Source organism: Sporosarcina sp. Marseille-Q4063, from assembly GCF_018309085.1.
Lineage (GTDB): Bacteria > Bacillota > Bacilli > Bacillales_A > Planococcaceae > Sporosarcina.
This window is the reverse complement of sequence record NZ_CP070502.1, coordinates 2,699,818-2,723,842: the sequence shown is the minus strand read 5'-3', so window position 1 is coordinate 2,723,842 and position 24,025 is coordinate 2,699,818. Positions and strand designations below refer to the sequence as shown.

25 protein-coding genes are annotated in these 24,025 nt (G+C 38.4%); 4 read left to right on the top strand and 21 right to left on the bottom strand.

Going from position 1 to position 24,025, the window contains the following annotated elements:
• Positions 1 to 192 precede the first annotated feature (192 nt).
• Complete coding sequence (locus JSQ81_RS14155; protein WP_212604665.1) at positions 193 to 1,164, top strand: arsenic resistance protein; 972 nt, start codon at positions 193 to 195, stop codon at positions 1,162 to 1,164.
• A gap of 143 nt (positions 1,165 to 1,307) precedes the next feature.
• On the opposite strand, the gene merA is transcribed toward JSQ81_RS14155, so the two are convergent.
• The 11 genes from merA to JSQ81_RS14100 form a co-directional block, all read right to left on the bottom strand.
• Positions 1,308 to 2,948, bottom strand: coding sequence for a mercury(II) reductase (gene merA, locus JSQ81_RS14150; RefSeq protein ID WP_212604664.1), 1,641 nt, complete (start codon positions 2,946 to 2,948; stop codon positions 1,308 to 1,310).
• 16 nt (positions 2,949 to 2,964) lie between these two features.
• Entirely contained in the window at positions 2,965 to 3,363 is a 399-nt protein-coding gene (gene merR / locus JSQ81_RS14145) for a mercury resistance transcriptional regulator MerR (protein ID WP_212604663.1), read from the bottom strand.
• Positions 3,364 to 3,730: 367 nt separating this feature from the next.
• Positions 3,731 to 4,468 (bottom strand): ZIP family metal transporter, encoded by a 738-nt coding sequence (locus JSQ81_RS14140; RefSeq protein WP_249336547.1) that lies wholly within the window; start codon positions 4,466 to 4,468, stop codon positions 3,731 to 3,733.
• 96 nt (positions 4,469 to 4,564) lie between these two features.
• Positions 4,565 to 5,470, bottom strand: a complete 906-nt coding sequence (locus JSQ81_RS14135) for a cation diffusion facilitator family transporter (protein WP_212604662.1) — start codon at positions 5,468 to 5,470, stop codon at positions 4,565 to 4,567.
• Between the two features lie 13 nt (positions 5,471 to 5,483).
• Positions 5,484 to 6,530, bottom strand: a complete 1,047-nt coding sequence (locus tag JSQ81_RS14130; protein ID WP_212604661.1) for a flavin-containing monooxygenase — start codon at positions 6,528 to 6,530, stop codon at positions 5,484 to 5,486.
• Positions 6,531 to 6,613: 83 nt separating this feature from the next.
• The gene (locus JSQ81_RS14125; protein ID WP_249336730.1) at positions 6,614 to 7,045 is read right to left on the bottom strand and encodes a disulfide oxidoreductase; all 432 of its coding nucleotides are present in this window, start codon (positions 7,043 to 7,045) and stop codon (positions 6,614 to 6,616) included.
• Positions 7,046 to 7,053: 8 nt separating this feature from the next.
• The gene (locus JSQ81_RS14120) at positions 7,054 to 7,728 is read right to left on the bottom strand and encodes a DsbA family protein (protein ID WP_212604659.1); all 675 of its coding nucleotides are present in this window, start codon (positions 7,726 to 7,728) and stop codon (positions 7,054 to 7,056) included.
• Positions 7,729 to 7,760: 32 nt separating this feature from the next.
• On the bottom strand, positions 7,761 to 8,852 hold the full coding sequence (locus JSQ81_RS14115) for a copper resistance D family protein (RefSeq protein ID WP_212604658.1): 1,092 nt from the start codon (positions 8,850 to 8,852) through the stop codon (positions 7,761 to 7,763).
• Positions 8,849 to 9,403 (bottom strand): copper resistance CopC family protein, encoded by a 555-nt coding sequence (locus tag JSQ81_RS14110; RefSeq protein ID WP_212604657.1) that lies wholly within the window; start codon positions 9,401 to 9,403, stop codon positions 8,849 to 8,851. Before JSQ81_RS14110 ends, JSQ81_RS14115 begins: the two co-directional genes overlap by 4 nt.
• 40 nt (positions 9,404 to 9,443) lie before the next feature.
• Positions 9,444 to 9,782 carry a hypothetical protein gene (locus JSQ81_RS14105; RefSeq protein WP_212604656.1) on the bottom strand — a complete coding sequence of 113 codons (339 nt, stop codon included), beginning with the start codon at positions 9,780 to 9,782 and terminating at the stop codon, positions 9,444 to 9,446.
• A 5-nt stretch (positions 9,783 to 9,787) separates the two neighbouring features.
• Positions 9,788 to 10,372, bottom strand: a complete 585-nt coding sequence (locus JSQ81_RS14100) for an SCO family protein (protein WP_212604655.1) — start codon at positions 10,370 to 10,372, stop codon at positions 9,788 to 9,790.
• Positions 10,373 to 10,535: 163 nt separating this feature from the next.
• Here JSQ81_RS14100 and JSQ81_RS14095 point away from each other — a divergent pair, with 163 nt between their 5' ends.
• Both JSQ81_RS14095 and JSQ81_RS14090 read left to right on the top strand, forming a co-directional pair.
• Positions 10,536 to 10,925, top strand: coding sequence for an ArsR/SmtB family transcription factor (locus JSQ81_RS14095; RefSeq protein WP_212604654.1), 390 nt, complete (start codon positions 10,536 to 10,538; stop codon positions 10,923 to 10,925).
• On the top strand, positions 10,922 to 13,030 hold the full coding sequence (locus JSQ81_RS14090) for a heavy metal translocating P-type ATPase (RefSeq protein ID WP_212604653.1): 2,109 nt from the start codon (positions 10,922 to 10,924) through the stop codon (positions 13,028 to 13,030). Before JSQ81_RS14095 ends, JSQ81_RS14090 begins: the two co-directional genes overlap by 4 nt.
• Before the next feature lie 96 nt (positions 13,031 to 13,126).
• Here JSQ81_RS14090 and JSQ81_RS14085 read toward each other — a convergent pair whose 3' ends face one another.
• From JSQ81_RS14085 to JSQ81_RS14040, 10 genes are all read right to left on the bottom strand, one after another.
• Complete coding sequence (locus JSQ81_RS14085) at positions 13,127 to 13,690, bottom strand: YdhK family protein (RefSeq protein ID WP_212604652.1); 564 nt, start codon at positions 13,688 to 13,690, stop codon at positions 13,127 to 13,129.
• Between the two features lie 109 nt (positions 13,691 to 13,799).
• On the bottom strand, positions 13,800 to 14,126 hold the full coding sequence (locus tag JSQ81_RS14080) for a four-helix bundle copper-binding protein (protein WP_212604651.1): 327 nt from the start codon (positions 14,124 to 14,126) through the stop codon (positions 13,800 to 13,802).
• 176 nt (positions 14,127 to 14,302) lie between these two features.
• A complete protein-coding gene (locus JSQ81_RS14075; protein WP_212604650.1) occupies positions 14,303 to 15,118 on the bottom strand; it encodes a ZIP family metal transporter in 816 nt (271 codons plus the stop codon).
• A gap of 451 nt (positions 15,119 to 15,569) precedes the next feature.
• The gene (gene ccsB, locus JSQ81_RS14070; RefSeq protein ID WP_212604649.1) at positions 15,570 to 16,754 is read right to left on the bottom strand and encodes a c-type cytochrome biogenesis protein CcsB; all 1,185 of its coding nucleotides are present in this window, start codon (positions 16,752 to 16,754) and stop codon (positions 15,570 to 15,572) included.
• Positions 16,754 to 18,403 carry a cytochrome c biogenesis protein ResB gene (locus JSQ81_RS14065; protein ID WP_212604648.1) on the bottom strand — a complete coding sequence of 550 codons (1,650 nt, stop codon included), beginning with the start codon at positions 18,401 to 18,403 and terminating at the stop codon, positions 16,754 to 16,756. The genes ccsB and JSQ81_RS14065 overlap by 1 nt, the downstream gene beginning before the upstream one ends.
• Before the next feature lie 301 nt (positions 18,404 to 18,704).
• Entirely contained in the window at positions 18,705 to 19,415 is a 711-nt protein-coding gene (locus JSQ81_RS14060) for a cytochrome c biogenesis CcdA family protein (RefSeq protein ID WP_305849464.1), read from the bottom strand.
• Positions 19,416 to 19,476: 61 nt separating this feature from the next.
• Positions 19,477 to 20,211: an urease accessory protein UreH domain-containing protein gene (locus tag JSQ81_RS14055; protein ID WP_212604647.1), complete on the bottom strand. Its 735-nt coding sequence runs from the start codon at positions 20,209 to 20,211 to the stop codon at positions 19,477 to 19,479.
• Positions 20,212 to 20,234: 23 nt separating this feature from the next.
• The gene (locus JSQ81_RS14050) at positions 20,235 to 21,152 is read right to left on the bottom strand and encodes a F510_1955 family glycosylhydrolase (protein ID WP_249336546.1); all 918 of its coding nucleotides are present in this window, start codon (positions 21,150 to 21,152) and stop codon (positions 20,235 to 20,237) included.
• A 14-nt stretch (positions 21,153 to 21,166) separates the two neighbouring features.
• The gene (locus tag JSQ81_RS14045) at positions 21,167 to 21,844 is read right to left on the bottom strand and encodes a response regulator transcription factor (protein WP_212604645.1); all 678 of its coding nucleotides are present in this window, start codon (positions 21,842 to 21,844) and stop codon (positions 21,167 to 21,169) included.
• A 20-nt stretch (positions 21,845 to 21,864) separates the two neighbouring features.
• Positions 21,865 to 23,097 (bottom strand): HAMP domain-containing sensor histidine kinase, encoded by a 1,233-nt coding sequence (locus JSQ81_RS14040; protein ID WP_249336545.1) that lies wholly within the window; start codon positions 23,095 to 23,097, stop codon positions 21,865 to 21,867.
• A 353-nt stretch (positions 23,098 to 23,450) separates the two neighbouring features.
• Here JSQ81_RS14040 and resA point away from each other — a divergent pair, with 353 nt between their 5' ends.
• Entirely contained in the window at positions 23,451 to 23,987 is a 537-nt protein-coding gene (gene resA / locus JSQ81_RS14035; RefSeq protein WP_305849463.1) for a thiol-disulfide oxidoreductase ResA, read from the top strand.
• The last annotated feature ends 38 nt before the right edge of the window (positions 23,988 to 24,025 follow it).

Genomic DNA, 24,025 nt, shown 5'->3' with positions numbered 1-24,025 from the left:
GTGTCAAAAAGGCATTCTTGACGTATAGTAGACATTAGGTTTCCTCATCCAGCCTCACATTTGCATCACTTACTGATTTTGAAATACTGGAGAGTTACCTTTACTTCACCCTTGAACCACATTCGCCAATATTTTGAAATTGATTAATTTGCACTGGAAACATTTCGTAAAACAAAAGGAGAATAATTTTTAATGTGTACTAAAGAACAATTAGAAGAAAAACAAATATCACTGTATGTTATTGTGCTAGTGACAGCAGTTGGATTTGGATTATTCGTGCCCGATCTCGCTGGACGATTAGATGTGATGATTTCTTTAATTATTGCTATTTTAATGTACAGTATGTTTTCTCAGATTCCATTTGCCTCCTTGAAAAAATCGTTCGGAAATCGTCGTTTTCTCGGAGCTTTACTAACGGTTAACTATATAGCCGTACCCATTGTTGTATGGCTTCTATCAAAGTTATTACCAGAATATCCACCTTTATTACTCGGTGTTTATTTAGTATTGCTGACCCCTTGTATTGATTATGTCATTGTGTTCACATCTCTTGGTCGTGGAAATGAAAAACTTTTACTTATGGCAACACCTATTCTTTTTGTAACGCAGATGCTCTTGTTACCTTTGTACTTATGGTTGTTTATGGGAAGGAAAGCTATAGGAATAGTGGAATCCGGTCCATTTTTCGAAGCATTTTTCGGGCTAATCGTTATTCCATTGAGCATTGCTATCATCGTACAGTTATTCGCAAAAAAAGCATCTACTGTAGATAAAATATTAAATAGCTCCGCATGGCTTCCTGTTCCATTCATGGCTCTTACACTTTTTGTTGTTGTAACATCCCAGATAGGTAAATTATCTAACCACTTGGATTTAATAATCAAAGTAATTCCTATATATATTGCCTTTATGATTATTATGCCCATCATTTCGCGATTCTTTGCTAGGTTGTTTAATCTTGATATTAAAACTGGACGCTCGCTTATATTTGGAGGAGCAATACGTAATTCACTCGTAGTTCTTCCTCTTGCATTGGCTCTGCCTGACGGAGTGAACACTTTAGTAGCGGCCATAATTGTGTCCCAAACAATCGTGGAGCTTATAGGTTCACTTATTTATATACGTTTAATACCTAATTTACTTTTACCTGACAGAACGACTTAGGGTTCATATAGAAGATAAGGCAGACGATACCTTTCTTGAAACTATATCCTGTACCTTTTTGAGGTACAGGTCAATGGTTTAGATTAATTTAAAAAAGCCGAATCCCTTTTCAAGGAATTTCAGCTTTATTTGTATTCATATTGCTATCCAGCACAACAAGATAATTTGGATACATCTTTATCAAACGTAAGGGCTGCTAATTTCAATCCTTCTGCCATTGTTAAATAAGGAGCAAGAGTTTCTCGTAAATCCTCTACTGTCAATCCGAATTTTACAGCTAATGTTGCCGCATAGATTACCTCTCCTGCGTTTTCGGAAACGATATGAACGCCTAACACTTTTAATGTTTTTGCATCTGCTACTAACTTAAAAACACCTGTCGTTTCCCGATTAACGAGGGCTCTTGGTACGGCATCTAACGGCAAGACAGACGTTTTAACCTCAAGACCTTTTTCTTTTGCTTGTTGTTCAGTTAAACCAACCGTTGCAATCGAAGGATTAGTAAACGTGACGCCTGGAACAACTTCTAAATTCACCTTCTGATTCAGTCCTCCGACTGCATTACGCGCAGCAAGTCCACCTTGATAAGCAGCTACATAAACAAATTGCGGACCAAGAGTTACATCTCCGGCTGCGTAAATTTGGGAATTGGTCGTTTTAGAATATTCATCAATGACGATTTCACCACGGGACCCAAGGTTAACACCTGCTGCATGTAAGTTCAGAGATTCTGTATTTGGTTTTCTTCCTGTTGCTACAAGCAATTGTTCTGCTTCAATGATTCCCTTTTCACCATTTATCTCTACATGAACTTTTTTAATGTCTCCATCTTGTTCTACGCGTTCATAGGTTGCTCCTGTAACTAAATTAATTCCCTGTTCTGTTAATGCCTGAGTAATTGCTTCTGAAATTTCAGGATCGTATTCTTTTAATAGACGCTCGCTTCTTTGTATCAAAGTTACTTCTGCGCCTAAATTATGAAATAGTTGTCCCAGTTCCAGCCCGATATATCCAGAACCAAGTACCGTGAGACGCTTTGGAACCCTCTTTAATTCAAGTAACGTAGTGCTTGTTAAATACTCTACTTCGTCTAGTCCGGGAATATTAGGAACGTATGGAGATGCCCCTGTAGCTATTACAAATCGTTTCGCTGTTATTTGGTTGCCATTAACTACAACTGTATTTCCATTAACAAATTTCGCTTCACCATTTATTAGTTCAAAACCATAATCGTCAATTAAATTCACATATTTTTCATTGCGAAGTGTACTTACTAATTCATCTTTTTGTTGTACTAATGAGGCTAAATCAACATTTTGTGCTGTAGTGTGTAATCCTGTAAATGGATTATTTATTGCTAAATGATTGATTTCACCTGCTCTTAACAAGGTCTTAGATGGAACGCACCCAATGTTAACGCAAGTTCCTCCCACCGTTCCACGTTCAATCATCGCAACTTTTGCGCCATACCCCACAGCTTCAATGGCAGATGAAAAGGCCGCTGCACCAGAACCAATGATGATGTAGTCATAATCTTCTTTGCAACCTAAATCAACTTTTACTTGCGTTTGTAAGTCTTTAACTTCACCTGGTCGATATTTTGCTTCAGCAATCGCATTTTTCGCTATTTCAACTTCTACGTCATTTTGAAGTTCAAATACAGCTTCCCCACGGCGAAAATCAACTTCAAAACACTTTGCACCTATATTTTCCAGGGCGACTGAGACATTATGTTCACAACTTGTACAAGTCATTCCTTGAATATTAATCCGATATCTTTTCAATAGTATTCCTCCGTCCTTAAACTTCTAGTAAGGTTTCAATAATGGGGCATTCATAAATATCTTTGTTTGAGGGACATCTTTCTTTTAGGTCGATTAGCATTTGTTCGATTCTTTTAAGATCTTGAATTTTCCGTTGAACGTCCTCTATCTTATAAACTGTGAAATCATACATATCACGGCACTTTTCTTCATCATGATCTACCACGCCTAAGAGCTTATCAATTTCATTTAAAGTAAAACCTAATTCCTGAATGCGCTTAATAAAATTTAATCGGTTAACGGTTTGTTCTGTGTATATTCGATATCCTGACTCTGTACGAGAAGGTTTCGGAATTAATCCTAATCGTTCATAATACCGAATGGTTTCTTTATTAACGTTACATTTCTCGGCTAATTCTCCTATATGAAAATCCATTTGACTCACCTCACACATAGTATAAACCCTGTATCTAGATACAGGGTCAATATATATAGCTTTACCCCCAAAAAAGCACCGCCTAACAGGGATGCTATTTCTGGTTTTAATATGACACCATTCTGCTTGTTAAATCTAGTTTAGTACCTCTAGAGTTAACGAGTTACTCATAATGGAAGGTTACTTTTAATTTACACTCTAAAGGATTTGACATTACTAAAAGGATCTATGGTAATTAACTCCTTCTGTTCTGAGAGTTTGTTTCGTCACTTACTCATTTCGACATTCGGGTAGTACTTATCACTTTCTACAAAAAAATAGCTGCGGAGACCAAGGCACTGGTCTCGGCCAATATCCTGTATCATCCTTAATAATAAAACAAATATGCACCCATCAGCCAAAAAGCAATAAATGCAACAAGAAAACTATAAGTATTGGACGATTGCCTAATTGATTCAGTTAGGATTTCCTTAATCGTTACCATATAAATGGTCCCGACAGTCAAGCTTATTAAGAACGCCCATAAAAGATTATTTTGCATACCGATCATTTCGCCAAAGAAAGCCCCAAGTGCAACTGGAACAGCAATGAAAATAGATAAAAAAAATAGCATGTTAAAACTAAATCCAGCGATAAATAATGGCGTGAATAGTATCATACCTTCAGGAATATTGTGCAATAGTAGTGCCTGTAATAAAGATATGCTTAATTGAGATTGTTCACCGGCCCCGAGAACTATTCCCATGGGAAAATTATGGATAGAGATAATTAGAGCTAGGAATAAACCTAGCCTTCTATTATGATGTTTGTGTGATGCCTTTGTAATTACAGAGTTGTTATGAACCCCCATATGGATGAGATTGAATATAAAAACTCCTGCTAAAAAACCCAACAAAAAAATAAGCCAATTACCCAGTTGTATAGCTTCCGGTGCGATTTCAAAACTAATTAATCCTAAGATTAGCCCTGTGCATACCGCGTAGATTGTACCAATGCTTCTCTTAAAACCATTTATTAGACCAGCAATAACTCCACCTATGCTGATTCCAGCAAATGTAGATAAAAAACCAATAAACCAAATATGAGTCAATAAACCATCCTTCAATTGTTAGTCTCTAAGTTTATATGGGGATTGGCATGAATTTATGCTTGGCACTTATTTACACAAGTCTTTAATATTATTTTTGGGAAGAGTATGCGATTATATACTCAATTCCTGATGCTGAAGATTCGATTTTTCAATTTGAATCGTAGTATGTTCAATTTTATAATTATCGCGTATCAGATTAATTGACTGTTGTAGAACAACTTGTTCATCTGTATTTTCGTCAATCAGAATGTGACAACTAAAAGAATCTAATCCGGAGGTAATCGTCCAAATATGAAGATCGTGGACATTTTTCACACCTTCGATATTTTCTAATAAAGCTATAACTTCTTCATAATTAATTGTTAACGGTGAACCTTCCATTAAGACATGGATACTAAGTTTGAGTACGCCCCATGCACTTTTCAAAATCAATAATGCGACAATCACCGAGATGATTGGATCTGCAATGTACCAGTCGAACAGAAGCATCAGCAGACCAGCCAGTATCGCACCAACCGAACCTAAAGCGTCGCCGATTATGTGAATATACGCACTTTTTAAATTGATATTTTCTTTTACATCAGCTTTTTTGAGAAGAGTTATCGCACTAAGGAGATTGGCGGCTAATCCGATGAATGCAATGATTATCATCGTTCCGCTTGCAACTGTTGGTGGTTCATTAAAACGTTGAATTGCTTCTTTGACAATAAATCCTGCAATGACAAATAACGTAACACCATTAAATAAAGCCGCTAAAATTTCAAATCGATAATATCCGTACGTTTTATTCGGTGATGGTGGTCTACTTGCAAACCAAATTGCCACGAGGCTTAAAGCCATCGAGCTTGCATCCGAAAGCATATGACCACTATCTGATAGCAAGGCTAAACTATTCGTGAAAAGCCCACCGAAGAACTCCAAAATCATAATGAGCGTCGTAATGGATAAGGCAATGATGAGACCCCGTTTATTCCCTTCTCGTTTTTCCGCAAAGTGATTATGTTGATGATTTCCCATTCAAGTGTCCCCTTTACGTAGTTGTGTTTTTCATATGTTCAATTATATAGTTGGCATCATAACCTACTCCCTGAAGTAAAGAAGATCCTCTGCGTGATTGCCATGGTAAACCTAAAAAGTAAAGACCTTGTACGGGGCTTACACCCCTGATGTGAATGATTTTATTCTGCTTATCAATTACACCATCTATTTTTAACCATTCATACTCATGTTGGAATCCAGTTGCCCAAATAATGTTTTTCACTTCAAGTGTAGTTGAATCTTCAAATATAACATGATCGATTACCCCATTTACAACTCTTCCTTTTAACGTAACTTCCCCGTCTTTTATAGCATTTTTCAATTCACTCCCAAAAATAGGATCACCTTTTTTTTGCAACAAATTCCCGATAAATGATTGATGGGTCACTTTTAGTATTCCCAATTTATCAAACCACCAAAACACACTCATTCCACCAATTATTAACGGGAGGTATCTTGTTTTTTTACTAATAGCTAAATACATATCTTTATTTTCCGACAATTCAACAGCAATTTGGGCACCACTATTGCCCCCTCCAACAACAAGCACATTTCCTTGCTGAAGCTGATTAGGGTTCTTATACTCAGATGAATGAAGCTGGAGGATATTTTCGCTAAGGGAACTAGAAAATGCGGGAATCCGCTTCTTTTGAAAAGGTCCTGTAGCAGCCACAACATTCGATGCATAATATGGACCTTTTGTTGTTTCTACACAAAAACCTTCTTCATTTTTTGTTACGGACAGAACCTTGGTATTCAGTTCCACAGGTAACGCAAACGTTTCCGTAAAGCGCTTAATGTAATTTGCAATTTCATCTTTCGAAGGAAATCCTTGTTGCTCGCCATCTATGATAAGACCAGGCAACGAACTATACATCCTAGGTGTAAATAACTTTAAGGAGTCATATCTATTTTTCCACACCTCGCCCAAAGCCTTCCCTTTATCAATAATTAAAAACCTTTGATTATTTTGTTTTAAATAATATCCCATTGCCAGTCCAGCTTGTCCCGCTCCAATAACAATGGTCTCATACCGCATAATTTTCTCCCCTATCGTATTTTCTAACGCAAAGAAGCCAAAGGAATAGCAACTGGCTTCTTTGGCTTCTATAATAAAGTTATTTACTCATTCGACTTCTTCGATTTAATGAAAAACATACAGCAAGCAATAATCACAAATGCCACTAACGCTAAAAATGGTATCGTAATAAATCCAAACCAATTTATATACTGAGAACTACAAGGTACACCACTAACGCAAGGCTTGATGCCTCCAAAACCAGGGATTTTCTGCTCTAAATAATGCATAAGCGATATGCTTCCTCCAATAATTGCTAACGGAAGTGCGAATTTTTTAACGGAACTGTCATTCTGGAATGTTCCAATTCCTAAAATCAGCGTCAGTGGATACATGAAGATACGCTGATACCAACATAACTCACACGGAATATACCCTTTAATTTCACTGAAGTACAAGCTCCCGAGCATAGCAACTAATGAAACAACCCAAGCAATATATAATAGGTATCCTCGCGGTTTGGATTTACTTTGCATATCCCCCATCAATTTTCATCCTGCATCTTTTGTTCTATTTCCGTCTTAATGGCTTCGTAGTTAAAGGGATCCTCCATCACTTTCCCGTTTATTACAATTGTCGGAGTCATCGAAACACCGGCATCCCTTACTAAATCTTCGTCGATTTTAACGCTCTCCATAGTCGCTTGTTGTTCCATGTCTTCCTTTAATAGTGTTTGATCAATCTCAGGAAACCCGCTTGCAATTTCAAGAATTCTTTCGGGTGTTATCCACTGCGCATCATGATTTTCAACAGGTTGTGCATCAAACAATGCTTGGTGGAACTCCCAATACGCATCGGGGTTCCGCTCATAAACGGATTCAGCGGCAATTGATCCCAAAGTCGATTCTTCACCGTGGAATAATACGTTCACATATGAAAATTTAACTTTTCCTGTTTCGATATAATCATCAACTAGTTTTGGATATATCATTTCACCCCATGCTTTACATGAAGGACATTTAAAGTCTCCGAATTCAACAACTGTTACAGGAGCATCTTTCTCCCCAATTGAAGGTTGTCCGGTTACATCGATTTGCTTTATATCCATTGGCGAGGAATTCTGTTTGTCGCTAAACATAACAACTGCTACCACAATCCCTACCACCACGAGTGTTAACACAACTGCAAATTTCATGTTTGAATTGTTATTCTGTTTCATCAAATTACCTCTTCTCTATTTTTCTTACCCAATTATTGAATACTAGCCATTAATCCGAAATATAGCGAAAGGATACAGAACATCGACATGAAAAAAGGTAGAACTGCGGATGCCCTTTTTTTGAAGCTGTATACGATAAGCCACATAAAGATAATCGCAACTATGAAAAACAATATATTTATTGTATTTAAACCGAATTGCAAACTCATAGATGGCTCAATGATTCCTGTATAAAAATAATCAAAGATAGCCGAGGGACCACTGCCACCAAGAGTTATCTCAATACTATGAGGTGGTTCCTGTTGTCCCAAAACGGCTGTCGAAACAAAAGTAAAAAATAGTAGAATGCTTTCGTACCTCATCCACGGTATCGGATTAATATTCACTTGGCGCTTCAACCTACGCCTAATCCAAAATCCATTTATAAAAGCGAAAAATAAAACAGGGATAATGCTCAGATGCTTCACTAATAAAGCTTGTCCATATGGTACCGTCCATGCATCTCCATACTCATTTACATCAATCACCAAATTCATAAGAAATAATCCAGTCCCCGCAATCGTAAGAAAACAAACGATCGCCAAAGGGGTAAACCATCTTAAATAAGCAAGCCAATTCTCTTGGTTTTTAGAACACCAACCGACGACAAGAAGTATACCGACCCATATGGTAACGGCTAGAAAGTGCAATGAGTGAAAAACGAACCCACTCCATTCAGTAAGGGATGCTGCGTGGCTTGCCCATCCCAATGCCAACAGTAGGATGAAAGTGAAAAACAGAGATATACCAGACAAGACTTTGCTTTTCAATACTGGAAACAACGAAACAAATAGGTAAAAGAAAATTGCAAGTATAACCGTGACATTCCAGGCCTTCCCCACTTCAAAACCTAAGACATTTTGCATCGTCAACTCAAAGCCAATATCTTCATAAAGAAATAGGATTACCCTTATCACAGGCGCAACCGAAAAGAATACGACTCCTAAGACCGATAATTGAATCAAACGTTTAGATATACGTATTTCCGGTTTCAGCCGTTCAGGAATAAACTGTATGATAAATGAACCCATTAACAGCGAAAAACATAGATACAATAAACTTTCAGAAATATAAATCCAGATCATCTACTCTTCCTTCTTCCTATGAACCAGCCAATAAATCCGCCAGCTATAGTAAATAAAGTAACAAGGATTACTACGAGTACATCGTTCGAAGCTATTTTCGATGAATCTTCAATTGCCTGCTCTACAGGTTTTTCTAATGACTCTTCCTTCGGCTCAGCAGGTGTTTCATCGGTTTCTTCAGGCACTGCTGTGTCATCTATTTCGTTTTGATTTACCGTGAAGGAATAAGTTCCTTGTATCGGGTGGCCATCTGCACCAATAATCTTCCATTCCACTGTATATGTACCATTATCTAACGGCGAAATGAAACCGCCGGTCATCACATTATCATTCACTTGAGTGTTAAGGGTGACTTCCTCTTCATTCTCATCAAAGACCTTCACTGTACTGGTCGTTTCAATTTTCGTATTAAATTCCAATTCAATTTCATGAACCTCTTCATTGATTTCTTCCCCATCTATCGGTGAAGAATTGGTCAAACTAGTATGTGCATAGACAGCATTTGACGACATAATTAATAATAAAAGCGTTATAATGATGCTTCTTTTCATATTGATCCTCCGCTTCATTCATTTAAAGTGTAGATTGGTTTTACCAATTATCCCATTTCTTATCCATAATCCCTATCTGTTTCAGTAGACTCGTAAGTAGTCGATCATTTTCACTTTCTAACGCCTTCTCAGTACATGGCGAGTGAGGGGGATAATTTAAATTTTCTGCTTCTTGTAAGGTTGCCTCCTCCAGAAAGTTTGTCGGATCTGACTCTTCAAAACAAACTGGTGCAATATAGGTCTTGTAAGTATGTTCTAAAATAATCCTAGTGCCTGCAGAAGGACGAGTTTCTCTCGGGATGAACGCACTAATAAGTACTACTGTGCTGAATAAGAGTATAATCAGTATGAGCCACAACCATTTTTTATATTTCCTCATTTCAATTACTCCTTTGTAATCAGCAGTTTAACATCTTCAACAATTTCCTCGTATGGAACATCGGAAAAACCACTATAATTTTTGACAACTATTCCGTCTGGGTTCACCAAGTAAAAGCTCGTACCATGAGTAACTTGGTTTGAATTTGGATCTGGCTGAACAATTGCTTTAAATGATGATTTGGCAAGTTCAACGACATCCTCCTGATTATACCCCGTTAGAAAATCCCAATTCGATTGGTCAACGTCAAAAGCAGTTGCATATTCCTTTAAAACTTCTGGTGTATCAAATTCAGGATCTACAGAAAACGAAACCAAACGAACGTTATTTATATTTTCATCCTTCAATGCTTGTTGAAGTCCCGCCTTATTCATTGTCATAGGTGGACATACCGTGGCACAATTTGTAAATATAAAATCAGCAATCCAAACTTCTCCCTCTAAATCGGCTAAATCAACCTTCTGGTTTTCTTGGTTAATGGCTGAGAAATCCTCCACTTTCCAGTCTGTCTCCGCTATAAACTCTTTTTTTCCGCACGCACTGAAAACCACAGTTGAAATGAGCAAAGTCAAAAACAAAACTTTCCTCATGTTTTATCTATTCTCCTTTAATTTATTTTACTCCTAATCTCTAAATTAAGTATAACAAGAAGACATATACATCAAAACAACCATTTGAATGTTTTTATTGACAATTTTTCAACGATTACATATACTAATAACAATCAAATGAATATTTGAATGAGGTGTAATGATGACGGAAAAAATAAAAGAACATATTCAATCTATCCCAACGGATACGTGTGATACCTATTGTTATCACGAAACAGTCGTTAACCGCGTAAATGAAAGGATTGATGAAATCAGTGGCGTCGAAATGCTGTTTAAAGCCCTTGCAGATGCCAATCGCTTGAAAGTCGCTTATGCATTGACGTTAGAAGAGGAAATGTGCGTCTGCGATGTCGCCAATGTATTAGAAACGTCCACCGCAAATGCTTCCCACCACTTACGTTATTTACGTGACATGGGGCTGACCACATACAGAAAAGAAGGAAAACTTGTTTTCTATTCCTTAGTTGACGAATGTGTTCGTCAATTAGTAAATATTGCGCTTGAACATTCGAAAGAGGGGTGGCATAAATGAGTACGGAGAAAAATGTTTATCGACTACAAGGACTATCCTGTATGAGTTGCGCGGCTAAATTCGAAAAAAACATTCGTGAGATTGATTCGGTTAAGGATATCCAATTGAATTTCGGTGCATCCAAATTAACTGTAATGGGAGATGCATCTGTCGAGCAGTTAGAAAAAGCCGGTGCATTCGATGGAATTAAAGTTTATCCTGAAAAGCAACGAATTGTTGAAGAGAAAGAGCCATTCTGGAAAAAACGCGAAAACAAAACGACCATTGCTTCACTATTCCTTCTGATTCTTGGCTTTGTAACATCTTCGGTCGCGGGAGATGGTAGCACATCATCCATCCTTCTTTTTGCTACAGCCATTCTTGTCGGTGGATATAATCTGCTTAAAGTTGGGCTTCGCAACCTGACTAAATTGGAATTTGATATGAATACACTGATGACAATTGCCGTGATTGGTGCAGTCATAATCGGTGAATGGAAAGAAGGAGCTCTAGTAGTCTTTCTTTTTGCAGTAAGTGAAGCTCTTGAAAGTTATTCAATTGATAAGGCTCGAAATTCAATCCGCTCTCTAATGGATATTGCACCCAATACTGCAATTATCAGACGCGGGAATAATGAACTTGAAGTTGATGTTGAAGATATCCAGATTGACGATATTATGATTATCAAACCCGGTCAGAAGCTAGCCATGGACGGAGAAGTAATAAAGGGAAACTCGTCCATCAATCAGGCAGCCATAACCGGAGAATCCGTTCCTGTCCATAAAGTTTCTGGTGACGAGGTATTTGCAGGAACAATAAACGGCGAAGGTTCATTAGAAGTACGTGTGACAAAACGAGTAGAAGATACTACAATCGCCAAAATTATCCACTTAGTAGAGGAAGCTCAAGCAGAAAAGGCACCTTCCCAGCAGTTTGTAGATAGATTCGCTAAATACTACACGCCGGCAATAATGATCATTTCCATTTTCATTATTGTTATCCCGCCTCTATTTTTAGGGGGAGTATGGAGCGAGTGGTTTTATAGAGGACTCGTCGTACTTGTTGTAGGATGTCCGTGTGCATTGGTCATTTCAACTCCTGTTGCAATTGTGACGGCGATTGGAAATGCAGCACGGAACGGCGTGCTCATTAAAGGTGGAATCCATTTAGAAGAAACCGGACGTTTGAAAGTAGTGGCGTTTGATAAAACCGGGACATTGACACAAGGTATGCCAGAAGTAACGGATCTCGTTTCGTTGGCGGATATGAGCACCGACGAAATTCTTCGTGTCTCAGCATCAGTTGAGAAATTCTCACAGCATCCATTAGCTTCTGCTATCATTAGAAATGCCGAAAAACATAATTTAGAATTAATGCCTGTTGACGATTTTCAATCAATAACGGGCAAAGGTGCCAAAGCATCTATTAACAATGATGTTGTCCATATTGGAAGTCCTAATATGTTCAAAGAGTTGCTAACACTGCCTGAGGAATACGAACACCAAATTGAAACGCTTCAAAAAGAGGGCAAAACAGTAATGTTGGTAGGTATCGGAAATGAAGTAAAAGGCTTGATTGCAGTTGCCGATCAGGTTAGAGACAGCAGTTTGACAATTATAAAAAAACTGTATCAATTAGGAATTAAAAAAACGATTATGCTTACAGGAGATAATCTAGCTACAGCGAATGCTATTGGCAATCAACTCGGCCTTTCTGAAGTAAAAGCAGAATTGATGCCCCAAGATAAATTGGACACAATCAAGTCTCTCCGAAATCAATTCGGAAAGGTGGCAATGGTTGGTGATGGTGTCAACGATGCCCCGGCTTTAGCAAGTGCGACCGTAGGAATTGCAATGGGTGGAGCGGGTACTGACACAGCTCTGGAGACCGCAGACATTGCATTAATGGCTGACGACTTAGAAAAGTTACCTTATACTATAGGTCTAAGCCGGAAAACCCTAAATATTATTTTGCAGAATGTTTCGTTCGCATTAGGTATTAAGGTAGTCGCCTTACTGTTGGTCATTCCCGGTTGGTTAACATTATGGATGGCGATTTTCGCAGATGTGGGTGCTACCATAATCGTTGTATTGAATTCACTTCGATTAATGCGATCAAAGTACTAATCTCTAGAAAGCGAGTTAATCGTAAATTGTTTAGAAAAGGGGCTGTCCAATAAGTCGGTAGATTTCCGACTTGAAGGACCCCCTTTAATTTAATCTTTATTTAGCAGAAAGTTCACCTTCCGTTACCCATTTATGATTTTTAACTTCGTCACCGCCGGTAGCTGGAGTGTAATCAATCATATAGACAGTAGTTTTTTCGGATGAATCTATTACTGCTATTGCTCCTTTCATCCCTTTCATATGGTCCGCCTCTACGGTTACTTCAGTTCCTGGTTCAAAAGTTTTGTCACCAGCATCTTTAATCTCTTCTCGAACAACCCATTTGTGGTTTTCCACTCTTTCCTCGCCAGTTACTGGTGTATACGATATAGTGTAAGCTGTAGTGTCGTAAGCACCCACGATTGTTGCTACAGCACCTTCCATGCCTTCCATATGGTCAGTTTTAATGATTGCTTGGCTTCCGACTTTATAGGTTGGATTTTCTGCCGCTTTCAAGTTCTCAGGGACTTCACCGGAGCCGGAATGATTCATCTCCATTTGCATGTCTTCCTGTTTAGGTTCATTATTGTTGGTTGGACTTTTTTCGTTACCCGCATTGTTTCTGCATCCACTTAAACCAATAATTATAGCAACACCTAACAAAAGTAATTGCCTTTTCATTCGATACACTCCTTATTCTACATAATTCATAACAAGAAAGAAGCTGCTCCTAGAAACTTTTTCATTTCTTGAAACAGCTCCATTAATGGTTGCAATTTCTGAATATCGTTTAAGCTACCATTTGTCGGCATGCCTCAGCACATTTCCTGCAAGCTTCAGCACAGCGTTGGCAATGATCATGGTCATGTTTAGCGCACTCTTCCGCGCAACGTTCACAAACTTCTGCACATAGTTCTAAAATCTGATGCGTAAATGGGCTATTGCGGGTAATGGCTTGTGCTGCAAACGCGCATATATCTGCACATTCACGGTCCAAGCGGATACAATCAGCCATCATCTTAATGTCTTCCTCTTTTAGGCACGCATCAAAACAAGCGTTACATGCTTCCAGACATTCCAAACATGCTTTCAGGCATTCTTCGTATTTCGTATTCATGGACTCACCTCCTGCTTTTTTTGCATTCGGTGATATTTTTCCCTAGAGTATTAGTTTTAAACTAAAAATGAGAATCTCCTTTAAAAGTCCTTACTTCTTTATATTGATTTCTGAAATTGCTCACATTGTCATGTCCTGTATATATTCCGTAGCTCTTTTGTTGATTCTATATGCGCTTATCCAAATGCTACGTCCAATATCATCATTACTGTAAATCCAATCATTAAGCAGACCGATGCTAGATCTCTATTTCCGTTTTCTTGAGAACCTGGAATAACTTCTTCTACTACTACAAAAATCATCGCCCCTGCTGCAAAACTTAAAGCGAATGGTAGAAGTGGTTCCATCAGCGAAACAGCCAGAACCCCTACCACGGCAGAAATAGGCTCAACCATTCCCGAGAACTGACCATATAAGAAGCTTTTCCGACGAGACATTCCATCTCTTCGTAAAGGCATTGATACAGCTGTACCCTCGGGAAAGTTCTGAATCCCTATACCAACGGCTAAAGCAATCGCTGCTGGCAAAGTAGCAGACGGAAAACCTGCGGCTACAGCGCCAAAGGCAACTCCAATCGCAAGTCCCTCGGGTATGTTGTGAAGCGTAATGGCAAGAACAAGCAGAGTGCTCCGTCGCTTATTTGCAGGATTTATTCCCTCTGCCTCTTTCATTTGGGAAGTAGGGTGCACGTGCGGAATGACCTTGTCAGCCGCCCACAGGAAAAAGCCACCTAATAAAAATCCAACAGCTGCTGGAAACCACGACGGTAAAGAACTACTTTCTGCCATTTCAATTGCAGGCGAAAGCAACGACCAAAAACTTGCAGCAATCATAACCCCGCCAGCGAAGCCTAACATTCCATCCATAAGCTTTTGGTTTATCGTCTTCGTTGTGAACACTAAAGCAGCCCCAATCGCAGTCATACCCCACGTGAAAAAGGTAGCTATTAAAGCCTGGTTTACCGGACTTAGCGTTGCGAAAAAATCAGTCATATTATTCCTCCACCCAAAAAAACTTTATTTTCTATCATTTACAGAGCATTTTCTTAATCAATTATAATGTTATTGTATGCCTAAAGTTTCCCTCGTGCAACATTTTTTATTTCATTTTAAAAATAAAAATACTGATATCTTTCCCCCTAAATTACAGGCACATAAAATGGGCGTACATCTTTTATATTAGATGTACGCCCATGCTATAAAAAACTTATTAGTTAGATATTGCAGTGAATACAATCGCGACGTTTTCTACAGAGTTACTAATTTTCCTAAGTTAAACCTAGGTGTCTGAAAGATTGTTATCTAATCGAGCGTCTTCAATGCATTCTGTGTTTTACTATTTCTTTCTAAACAAGGATAAGCGAAAATTACACTACATATATTGCAAGTGGATTAATGATGTATCCACCTTTTGACTCCCTAAATGATTTATAAGGGATTTTTGTCATGCGTATGAATGTAATCCTGCAATGATTAGGTTCACGGCAATTAAGTTAAACATGATGATGATGAAGCCAATAACCGCAAGCCACGCAGATTTTTCGCCTTCCCATCCACGTGATAGACGTAAATGTAGAAAAGCCGCATAAAAAAGCCATGTAATTAGTGCCCAAACTTCTTTTGGATCCCATCCCCAGAACCTAGACCACGCTTCGTGTGCCCAAATCATCGCAAAGACCAGTGCACCAAGTGTAAATACCGGGAATCCAATAAGGACGGCGCGATAGCCTATCTCATCCATTAGTTGAGTGTTTGCTTTTCTAGCAAACGGCTGGAACAACGTTGCAATTGGTCGGCGCAATAGTAGACGGAGAAGTAAATAAAGGACAGTTCCTGTTAACAATGACCACACGAATGTCGTTAATGTTTTCGCATTCACAATGGCAGGCATTTCACCCCATGGTTTCATAACCCCATCAGTAAGGGATTCATATTCATTCATTCCGAATAGTGGTGGATAATTATAGGTAATCTTCTCCACTTGTTCATCTTTATTAACGAATGTAAATTCCGCCTCGTATCCTGAAATCGAAAATCCGGAAGATGAAAGGATGAATCCAACAGCTAAAATTATCGTGAAAATCACTGACTCCAACCAAAAGCGTTGTTTCGATCTCTTAGTTAAATCTGTAGTTTTCAATAGCAAAACGAGTCCCGCAACCGCACTTATCGCTAGTATTGCTTCGCCAATTACAACCGTAATGACGTGCACCGTTAACCAGTAGCTTTTCAACGCGGGAATAAGCGGTGTTATTTCTGTTGGGAACATACTTGCGTAGCCGATAATAACAACAGCAATCGGCAATGCAAACAGACCAAGTGACGGCGTTCTGTACAAATAAAAAAGTAATATGAAAGCCCCTACTATCATCATTCCAAAAGCAGTCACAAATTCAAACATATTACTAACCGGCGCATGTCCGGAAGCAATCCATCGTGTAATAAAATAGCCTAAATGCGAAAGGAACCCAATAATTGTAATGGTTATGCCAAAACTTCCCCACCTGCTATTTTTATATGCTTGTTCTGATTTTGCGCCTTTTACTGCCCCGCCGAAAAAAAGCGTTGCGATAAGATAAGCGATAAATGAGACTAATAGTAAATTCGAGCTTAATGATACTAAATCCATTAGTTAAAATCCCCTTCCCGGTCGTCCAATTTGGACTCAGTTTCCTCGCGGTCCTCGTACTTTGGTAAGCTCGCATACTCTTGCACTTGATCAATTTCTTTTCTCAAGGAGAACCAGTTTTTATTCGTATGGCTTGCGAGGAGAATTTCGTTCCCTTCTGCTTTTTGAATCCATATCCTTCTATGATTCCAATATGACCCCTGTGTAACACCAATCATAAAAACAATTCCACCGAGTAGCAAAATATACAACGTTTTATCTTTCCGTATTACCAACCCGGTAACGTCCCGTGTTTCAGCGCTGACAAACGTTGCTTTGTAATCATTCATTTCCGTTTCAAGTGTCTGACGGATCGCCACAAAACTCATTTCGCCATCTGGCTTGGATGGAGTCACCATTTTAAAAATGAATGCAGGGTTGTTCGGTATTGGAGACTTTGATTTTGGTTCGCCATCTTCAATACCATCAAAATCCGGATAAAAATCTTTTAATTCCACATACGTACCCTCTCCTAGTCGATAAATCGGTTCGGGATTGATTAAATCCACAGTGAATTCACCAAGTGATGTATCCGATGCTTTTTCGGTTAATTGAAATGTCATCGATTTCAGTTCATCGAGACGAAAATCCATCTGGAAAACGTTAAATCCATCAAAATTAAGCGGTTTGTTGACGATGATTGAATAGTCTTTGACGAAATCCAACTGTTCAGACTGGCCTGGAATCCCATTTTCAGGTTCTCTATACAACGTAACATCCGATTGATAATTTTTCGCGATTGTTCCAACACGGTCTATTGCTTGACCGAACGCTGCATCATCTTCTTTTGAGTAAGTTTCAAGAATGAATTGATTGTTTTTCAGATAGTATCCTGGAGCTCCTGGGATTGCACGCGTCTCCCCTTCACGAAGCCATAGCGTTTCATCAACATAAAAACCCGGAAGGCCTCTAAGGAGAACACCGAGGAGAAAAATTATCAGTCCAGTATGATTGACATACGGACCCCATCTAGAAAAGCGACCTTTCTCCGCGAGTATTGCACCTTCTTCAATCTTCACATTATACCGTAGCTCTTTCAGTTTCTTTTCAGCTTTAACGAGAGAATCATCCACATTCTCGACTGAGCCTATCCCGTAAATACGCTGTCTTCTCATAAATGAAGCATGACGTTTAGTGCGCTGTTTATTTAATGATTTATATAACGGAATAACCCTATCGATGCTAGCAATGATGATTGACGTACCGAGCATCCCAATTAGCGTAATGAACCACCAGCTATTATACATATCATAAAATCCAAGTTTGTAATAAACGACGCCGGCAAAGCCGTAAAGGCGTTCATAATAAGCGGCAATGTCTGCATCCGTCGAAGCTGGAACATATAGCTTTTGCGGGAAAAGCGTACCGAGTGCGGACGTAGCAAGAACCGCAATAATAATACTGACACCTATTTTAACACTAGAGAAAAAGTTCCAAATTTTGTCGATAATAGACCTTTTATATGTTTGCGATCTTCTTGCCGAACCTTCGTACCTCATGTCGACAAGTTTACTTTTTTTTGCTTCTTCTGTCTGTGGCCTTCCACACCGTTCACAAAGTACTGTACCAAATGGGTTTTCGTGTCCACATTGGCATGTGATTTTGCTCATTTTAAATTGACTCCTTCATCATTATTAATATTTATGGATGAAAGCATCTAGCATTACATCAAAACTCCATAAATTCTCCTACATTGAATTGTACATAGTAATTATGCAATATTTATGGAGCGCATAAGACGAGTATGTGAACGACCCTATTATTGAAGATATTTAATGTGTTTCCTCTTTCTACAATTTATAATTAAAACCCAATAAAAAAAGCCCGCTGATTAGGGCGGGCATGAAATGAAAACATTCACGTAATTGGTTGTGACTTTTATTACATTCTTCAAATATTAAGCTTAATACATCAGAATCCCATAAACCCGCCAAAAAATGGACTTAGCCAAATAATAATATAGGTTAATCCATCGAAGAAAAGAAGAATACCGAGTGCAATCATAAGGTAGCCCCCGACCTTCGTTATTACTCGGTTGTATTTTTGTATCCATTTAACGCGAGTGATAAAAATCGATAGTAGGAAAAACGGAATTGCAAACCCTAAAACATAGACAAGCATATACCACATTCCAGATCCAGGATTTTGTGCCGCCATCATGAAAACAGCACCCGTGATTGGTCCTGTACATGGAGTCCATCCAGCTGCAAACGCAAGCCCGATGAGGAACGTACCAAAATAGCCGGCTGGTCTATTCTTAAACTGTAATTTTTTCTCCTTCATAAGAAAACTTGGTGTAAAGACACCTAGAATCATCAATCCAAATATGACAATAAAAATCGCGCCTATTTGTCGGAGCAAATCCTGGTACTGATAAAAAAACGTACCAATAAGCGATGAGCTATATCCCAGAAAGATAAAGATAGCCGAAAAGCCGATGAGGAAAACAATCGTATGGAAGATTCCGCTTTTCCGAAACTTCCCTTTATCCGTATTAATTTCATCGAGCGACATTCCCGTAATATAAGATATGAAAGCTGGATATAGCGGTAATGTACACGGAGATAAAAAGTTTAATAAACCAGCACCAAACGCAAGAAACAAGTTCAAATCTGCCAACATCTAGTGAAACCCCCTCTCAACACAATAAAAACAATGTAAAAGCCTTGATAAGTTTTATAAGTCAAATTCCCCAAAAAGTCATTGTATCAGCTATTCCTATAATAATAAGAATAGCACCAGCCAAACGTTGCACAATTCTGCCAGTCTTCATGCTTCTCTTCATAATGATCCGCTTCGCATCAAAGAACCATATGAAGAAAAATAGGACAATAAGTGGCAACGATGTTGCTACACCGAAAACAGCAGGTAATACAAAACCATAAGAAGTTGTTACAACCAATGGCATTAACCATAAGAAAAAGAGCACAAACATTGTTGGGCAGAAGGCAAGGGAAAAACTTGCACCCAACATGAAAGAACCTAATTTCCCATTTCGTAAGCGTGTAGGAATTCGCATCGTTAATTTTCGAAGGAAATCTAGCTTAAGAATTCCTATTAATACAAGACCGGTAACAATAATAAGCGGGCCTATTACTTTACGAAACAAAGGAAAGTAGTCTGTTAGTGAGGTTTCAAATGTTTCACCAAAGAACCATACGAGTAACCCTAGAGAACTGAATACAGCCACTTTCCCAATAATAAAGAATAAAATTTCGCCCATGTCATCCTTCATTTGAATCGTCCGGTTCCCATACAAGGTAATCGCACTCATATTTCCTGTCAGCTGGCAGGGAGCAACCGCCCCTACCAAGCCCAAAAGTAGCGCAACAACAATAGGGTATTGTTCAAAGGAATGTATAAGGATAGTCACTGGTTCAGTTATTGCTTGACTGACTTTCGACATCAATCCATACATTTAATAAGCACCATCCGTTTTGATTATTTCTTCAATTCACCGCTTTTAGCAAGTGCATCCCAATTAGCCCCTTCATCTTTTGTCAGGAAAATATCATTATTATGTGTTGCAATGACAATTTCTTTTTTATCATCCGGATTAACTGCGATAAAGACAATTGGATTCATTTTTTCATTGGGAAGTTGAATAGACATTTCTTGATCGTTACCAAATGTAAATGTTTTGAGTTGTACTGTTTCATTTTCATAGCTTGAATAGTACCCCCCATTTTCAGTCAAAGTCACGGATAGAACCATGTTTACGTTATTAAAAAGTTCAAAGTTTTCACCGTAGTCCTTTGAAAGGAATATGCCATCTTTACTCCCGATTGCAATCATCTCTTTCTGCGAAGGATGAGCAGCCAAATTTGAGATGAATTCCGAATTGAATCCGTTCATCGTGGCCTCATTCCAAGTGGTTCCCTCATCCAAAGTATAATGTAGCCCCCCTGTCATCTCTTCGGTTGGCATTTCATTAAGTACATATATGGCGTTTGAGTCATAGCCCGCTGCAAGGTAATGAAAATCAATTTCCCCGTAAAATGCTAATTTATCAAAGCTCGCACCTCGATTTGTACTTTTGACAAGGCCAAGCGGATTTTTATAGTCGGATCCTGGTTCTGGATGACCACTTGAGAAAAAACCTTCACGTATCGCTTGAAATCCCATATAATCATGCTTTTCGCTGTTTGCTTCTTTCCATCCGTCTTTGTCATATTCGTAGAGCCCATCATGGGTTGAAATCACAATTTCAGGTCCACCGTTTATATATCCCAATCCATGCAAGTGTTCAAACTTACTATTTTTCACTTTTCCAAACAAATATGTTTCACTTTCTTTGTTACAAGCCGACAAAATAGCGGCCAATGCTAACAATCCCATGAAAACCCTAATTTTTTTCATCATAATACTTCTCCTTAGCTCCATTTATATCCAATTCCCCATACCGTTTTTAAAAATTCTTCAATAGGAAATCCGGCAGTTTTTAATTTATCCCTCAAATTACGTATATGCGAGTCTATTGTCCGGATATCCGTATAAGTGTTATATTCCCATGCAGTATGCAATAACTGTTCCCGTGTAAAAGTCTTTGTTGGTCGCGAAATCAAGGCTTCAATAATAGAAAATTCCTTTAGTGTAAGCGGCACTTTCGAGTCATTATATTGTAATGAATACGTTTCTTTATCTAGTTTAAAATCACCGTAAATAATCAATGCTTTTGCTTTTTCTTCTTCAGGAAAACGGCGCAATAGTGCATGCACCCTTGCTGACAACTCCCTTTCATCAAAAGGTTTCGTAATATAATCGTCAGCACCACTATTTAGTCCTTTCACCAAATCAAGCTTGTCGGTTCGAGCTGTCAACATAATGACAGGAACATCTGAAAACTCACGTATTTTTTCACATACTTCCCATCCATCAATTTCTGGCATCATAACATCCAATAGCACAAGGCTAACCTTCTCCTTCTTAAGTATCTCCAGTGCCTTCTTTCCACTTGTCTCTTTGATACATCTGAAGCCGTGGGGAATCAGAAATAATTCAATGAGATTTAACATCCTCTGCTCATCGTCAACTAGTAAGATTGTTCTCATATAGGCTTTTAACCCTCCCCTCAAATCATAATAGTGAACGTACTCCCTCTTCCTAAGCTACTTTCCACTTCTATAGTTCCATCGTGGGCTTCGACAAGCTCTTTGACGATTGCCAGACCAATGCCTGATCCTCCAGATGTACGCGAACGCGATTTTTCCACCCGGTAAAGGTTTTCAAAAATGAACTCAATCTCTTCGGATGGGATTCCGATTCCGAAATCTGTAACAGAAATAACTGACATGTCCCCGGTCTTCGAAACTTTTACTTCTACAATCGATTTCTCCGTTGAATATTTCAAAGCATTATCAAGTAAATTCAATATTATTTGCTCTAGTCGCAGTGGATCAGCATGGATTTCGATATCTTCTTCGCAAATTAACTCCAATCCAAGTTTCTTCATGTTAAAAGAAGGTCCAACTAGTTGGAAGATATCATCAAAGAACGGACGCACCTTAAAATATTCCTTTGAAACCGTGAATGTATTTTCATCCATTCTCGCTAAATCCAATAGGTTTTTAACGAGTTCCTTCATGCGGTCTGACTCTTCCGCAATAATTGAAAGATAATGTTTACGATCCTTCTCATTCACCCCCGGTCTCATAGCCACTTTCGTGTAGCCGATTAAGTACGTCAATGGCGTCCCTAATTCATGCGCAATCGAGGCTAAGAACTCGTTACGTTCCGTTTTTAAACGTTCCAAATCGTTCGCAAGCTTTTGAATAGAACCTGACAATTCGCCAAGCTCGTCGTTTCCAATGAACGGAAGGCTCACATTGAAATTTCCTTCGCTCAATTTCTCTGTCGCTTCCTTCATACGGATTAAAGGGCGTGTAAGAAATTTGGAAAGAGTAGCGTATATAAGAAGTAATGCGACCATACTGGTCACACCTGCCAAACCAAAATACAAATTCAACTTCCCAACTAACTGTTCAATAGAACGTGTACTTTGAAACATAAGTATATAACCTGATTGGCCTGAATCTACTTTATAAGGATGTGCACTTATGATGTATGGCAGTCCTTCCCAGTCCGATGCTAAAATTTTATCGGTATTAAGGTTGATATCTGTTCCTGTAGGGATATATTTTTCCAATACTCCTATATTTTCCTTCGAGCTTTGAATGATGTTGCTTTGATTATCTGTAATGATGACTTCCCGCTCTCCGTCTTGCTCCATCAATACAATATGTTTCATCGTTGTATCTGAATAATATTCGATAAGTACGTCCCGATGATTTGAACCGGTTGCCAATAATCTGGTGAACTCCTCATCAATCCTCGCATGAACGATATTGTGATGGAGATATGATATAAGGGATATTTCCATTATTAGTACAGCAACGAAAAAATAAGATGTTAGCTTAGTAGAGATTCTGTTCACTTGAACGTTCGCCCCTCTCTTGAATTTTAGTATAGAGAATAAATATGAAATAAATATGCAGAAAGCATAGAACATCAATAAATGAAATGTTTCTACCTACAATCATGACAGCTTTGTGACTGCATAGTTTTTTGATAAATCTTTAGTAAAGTATAATCATAAATAAAAACAGTTCAGGTATGCCGTTCATATCCTGTAAGTTCTTGAAGGGAGAAAGCAGTCGGTTGAATAACAAAAAGAAGAATCGTTTCATTTTGCGATTAATTGTTTTAATAGTATTGGCCAGTGCTATTATTTTTTCAATATACAACAGCTCAATAAAAGAAAAACACGATGTATTGAAAGTTGGGGATGATGCGCCTGATTTCTTATTGGTCGACTTAAACGGCGAAAGCCATCAACTCTCCTCTTATAAAGGTCAAGGTGTCTTCTTAAATTTTTGGGGAACTTGGTGTGCACCATGTAAAAAAGAAATGCCTGCTATGGGAAGACAATACCAGATTTATAAAGATCAAGGGGTTCAAGTGCTAGCGGTTAACATTGCCGAGCCTGATTTAAAAGTCCGAGCATTTGCCGACCAATACGGAATGGTTTTTCCTACGTTAATTGATAAAACAAAAGGTGTAATGCAAACTTATAATATTAAACCACTACCTACAACTTTTCTTATTAATCCAGACGGCAAGATTATAAAGATTATAACAGGTGAAATGTCTGAAAACGATATTAAAGATTATATGGAGCAAATAAAGCCTAGTTAAACAGGCGTAGACTTATGCTGATTATGGCACTGGATATT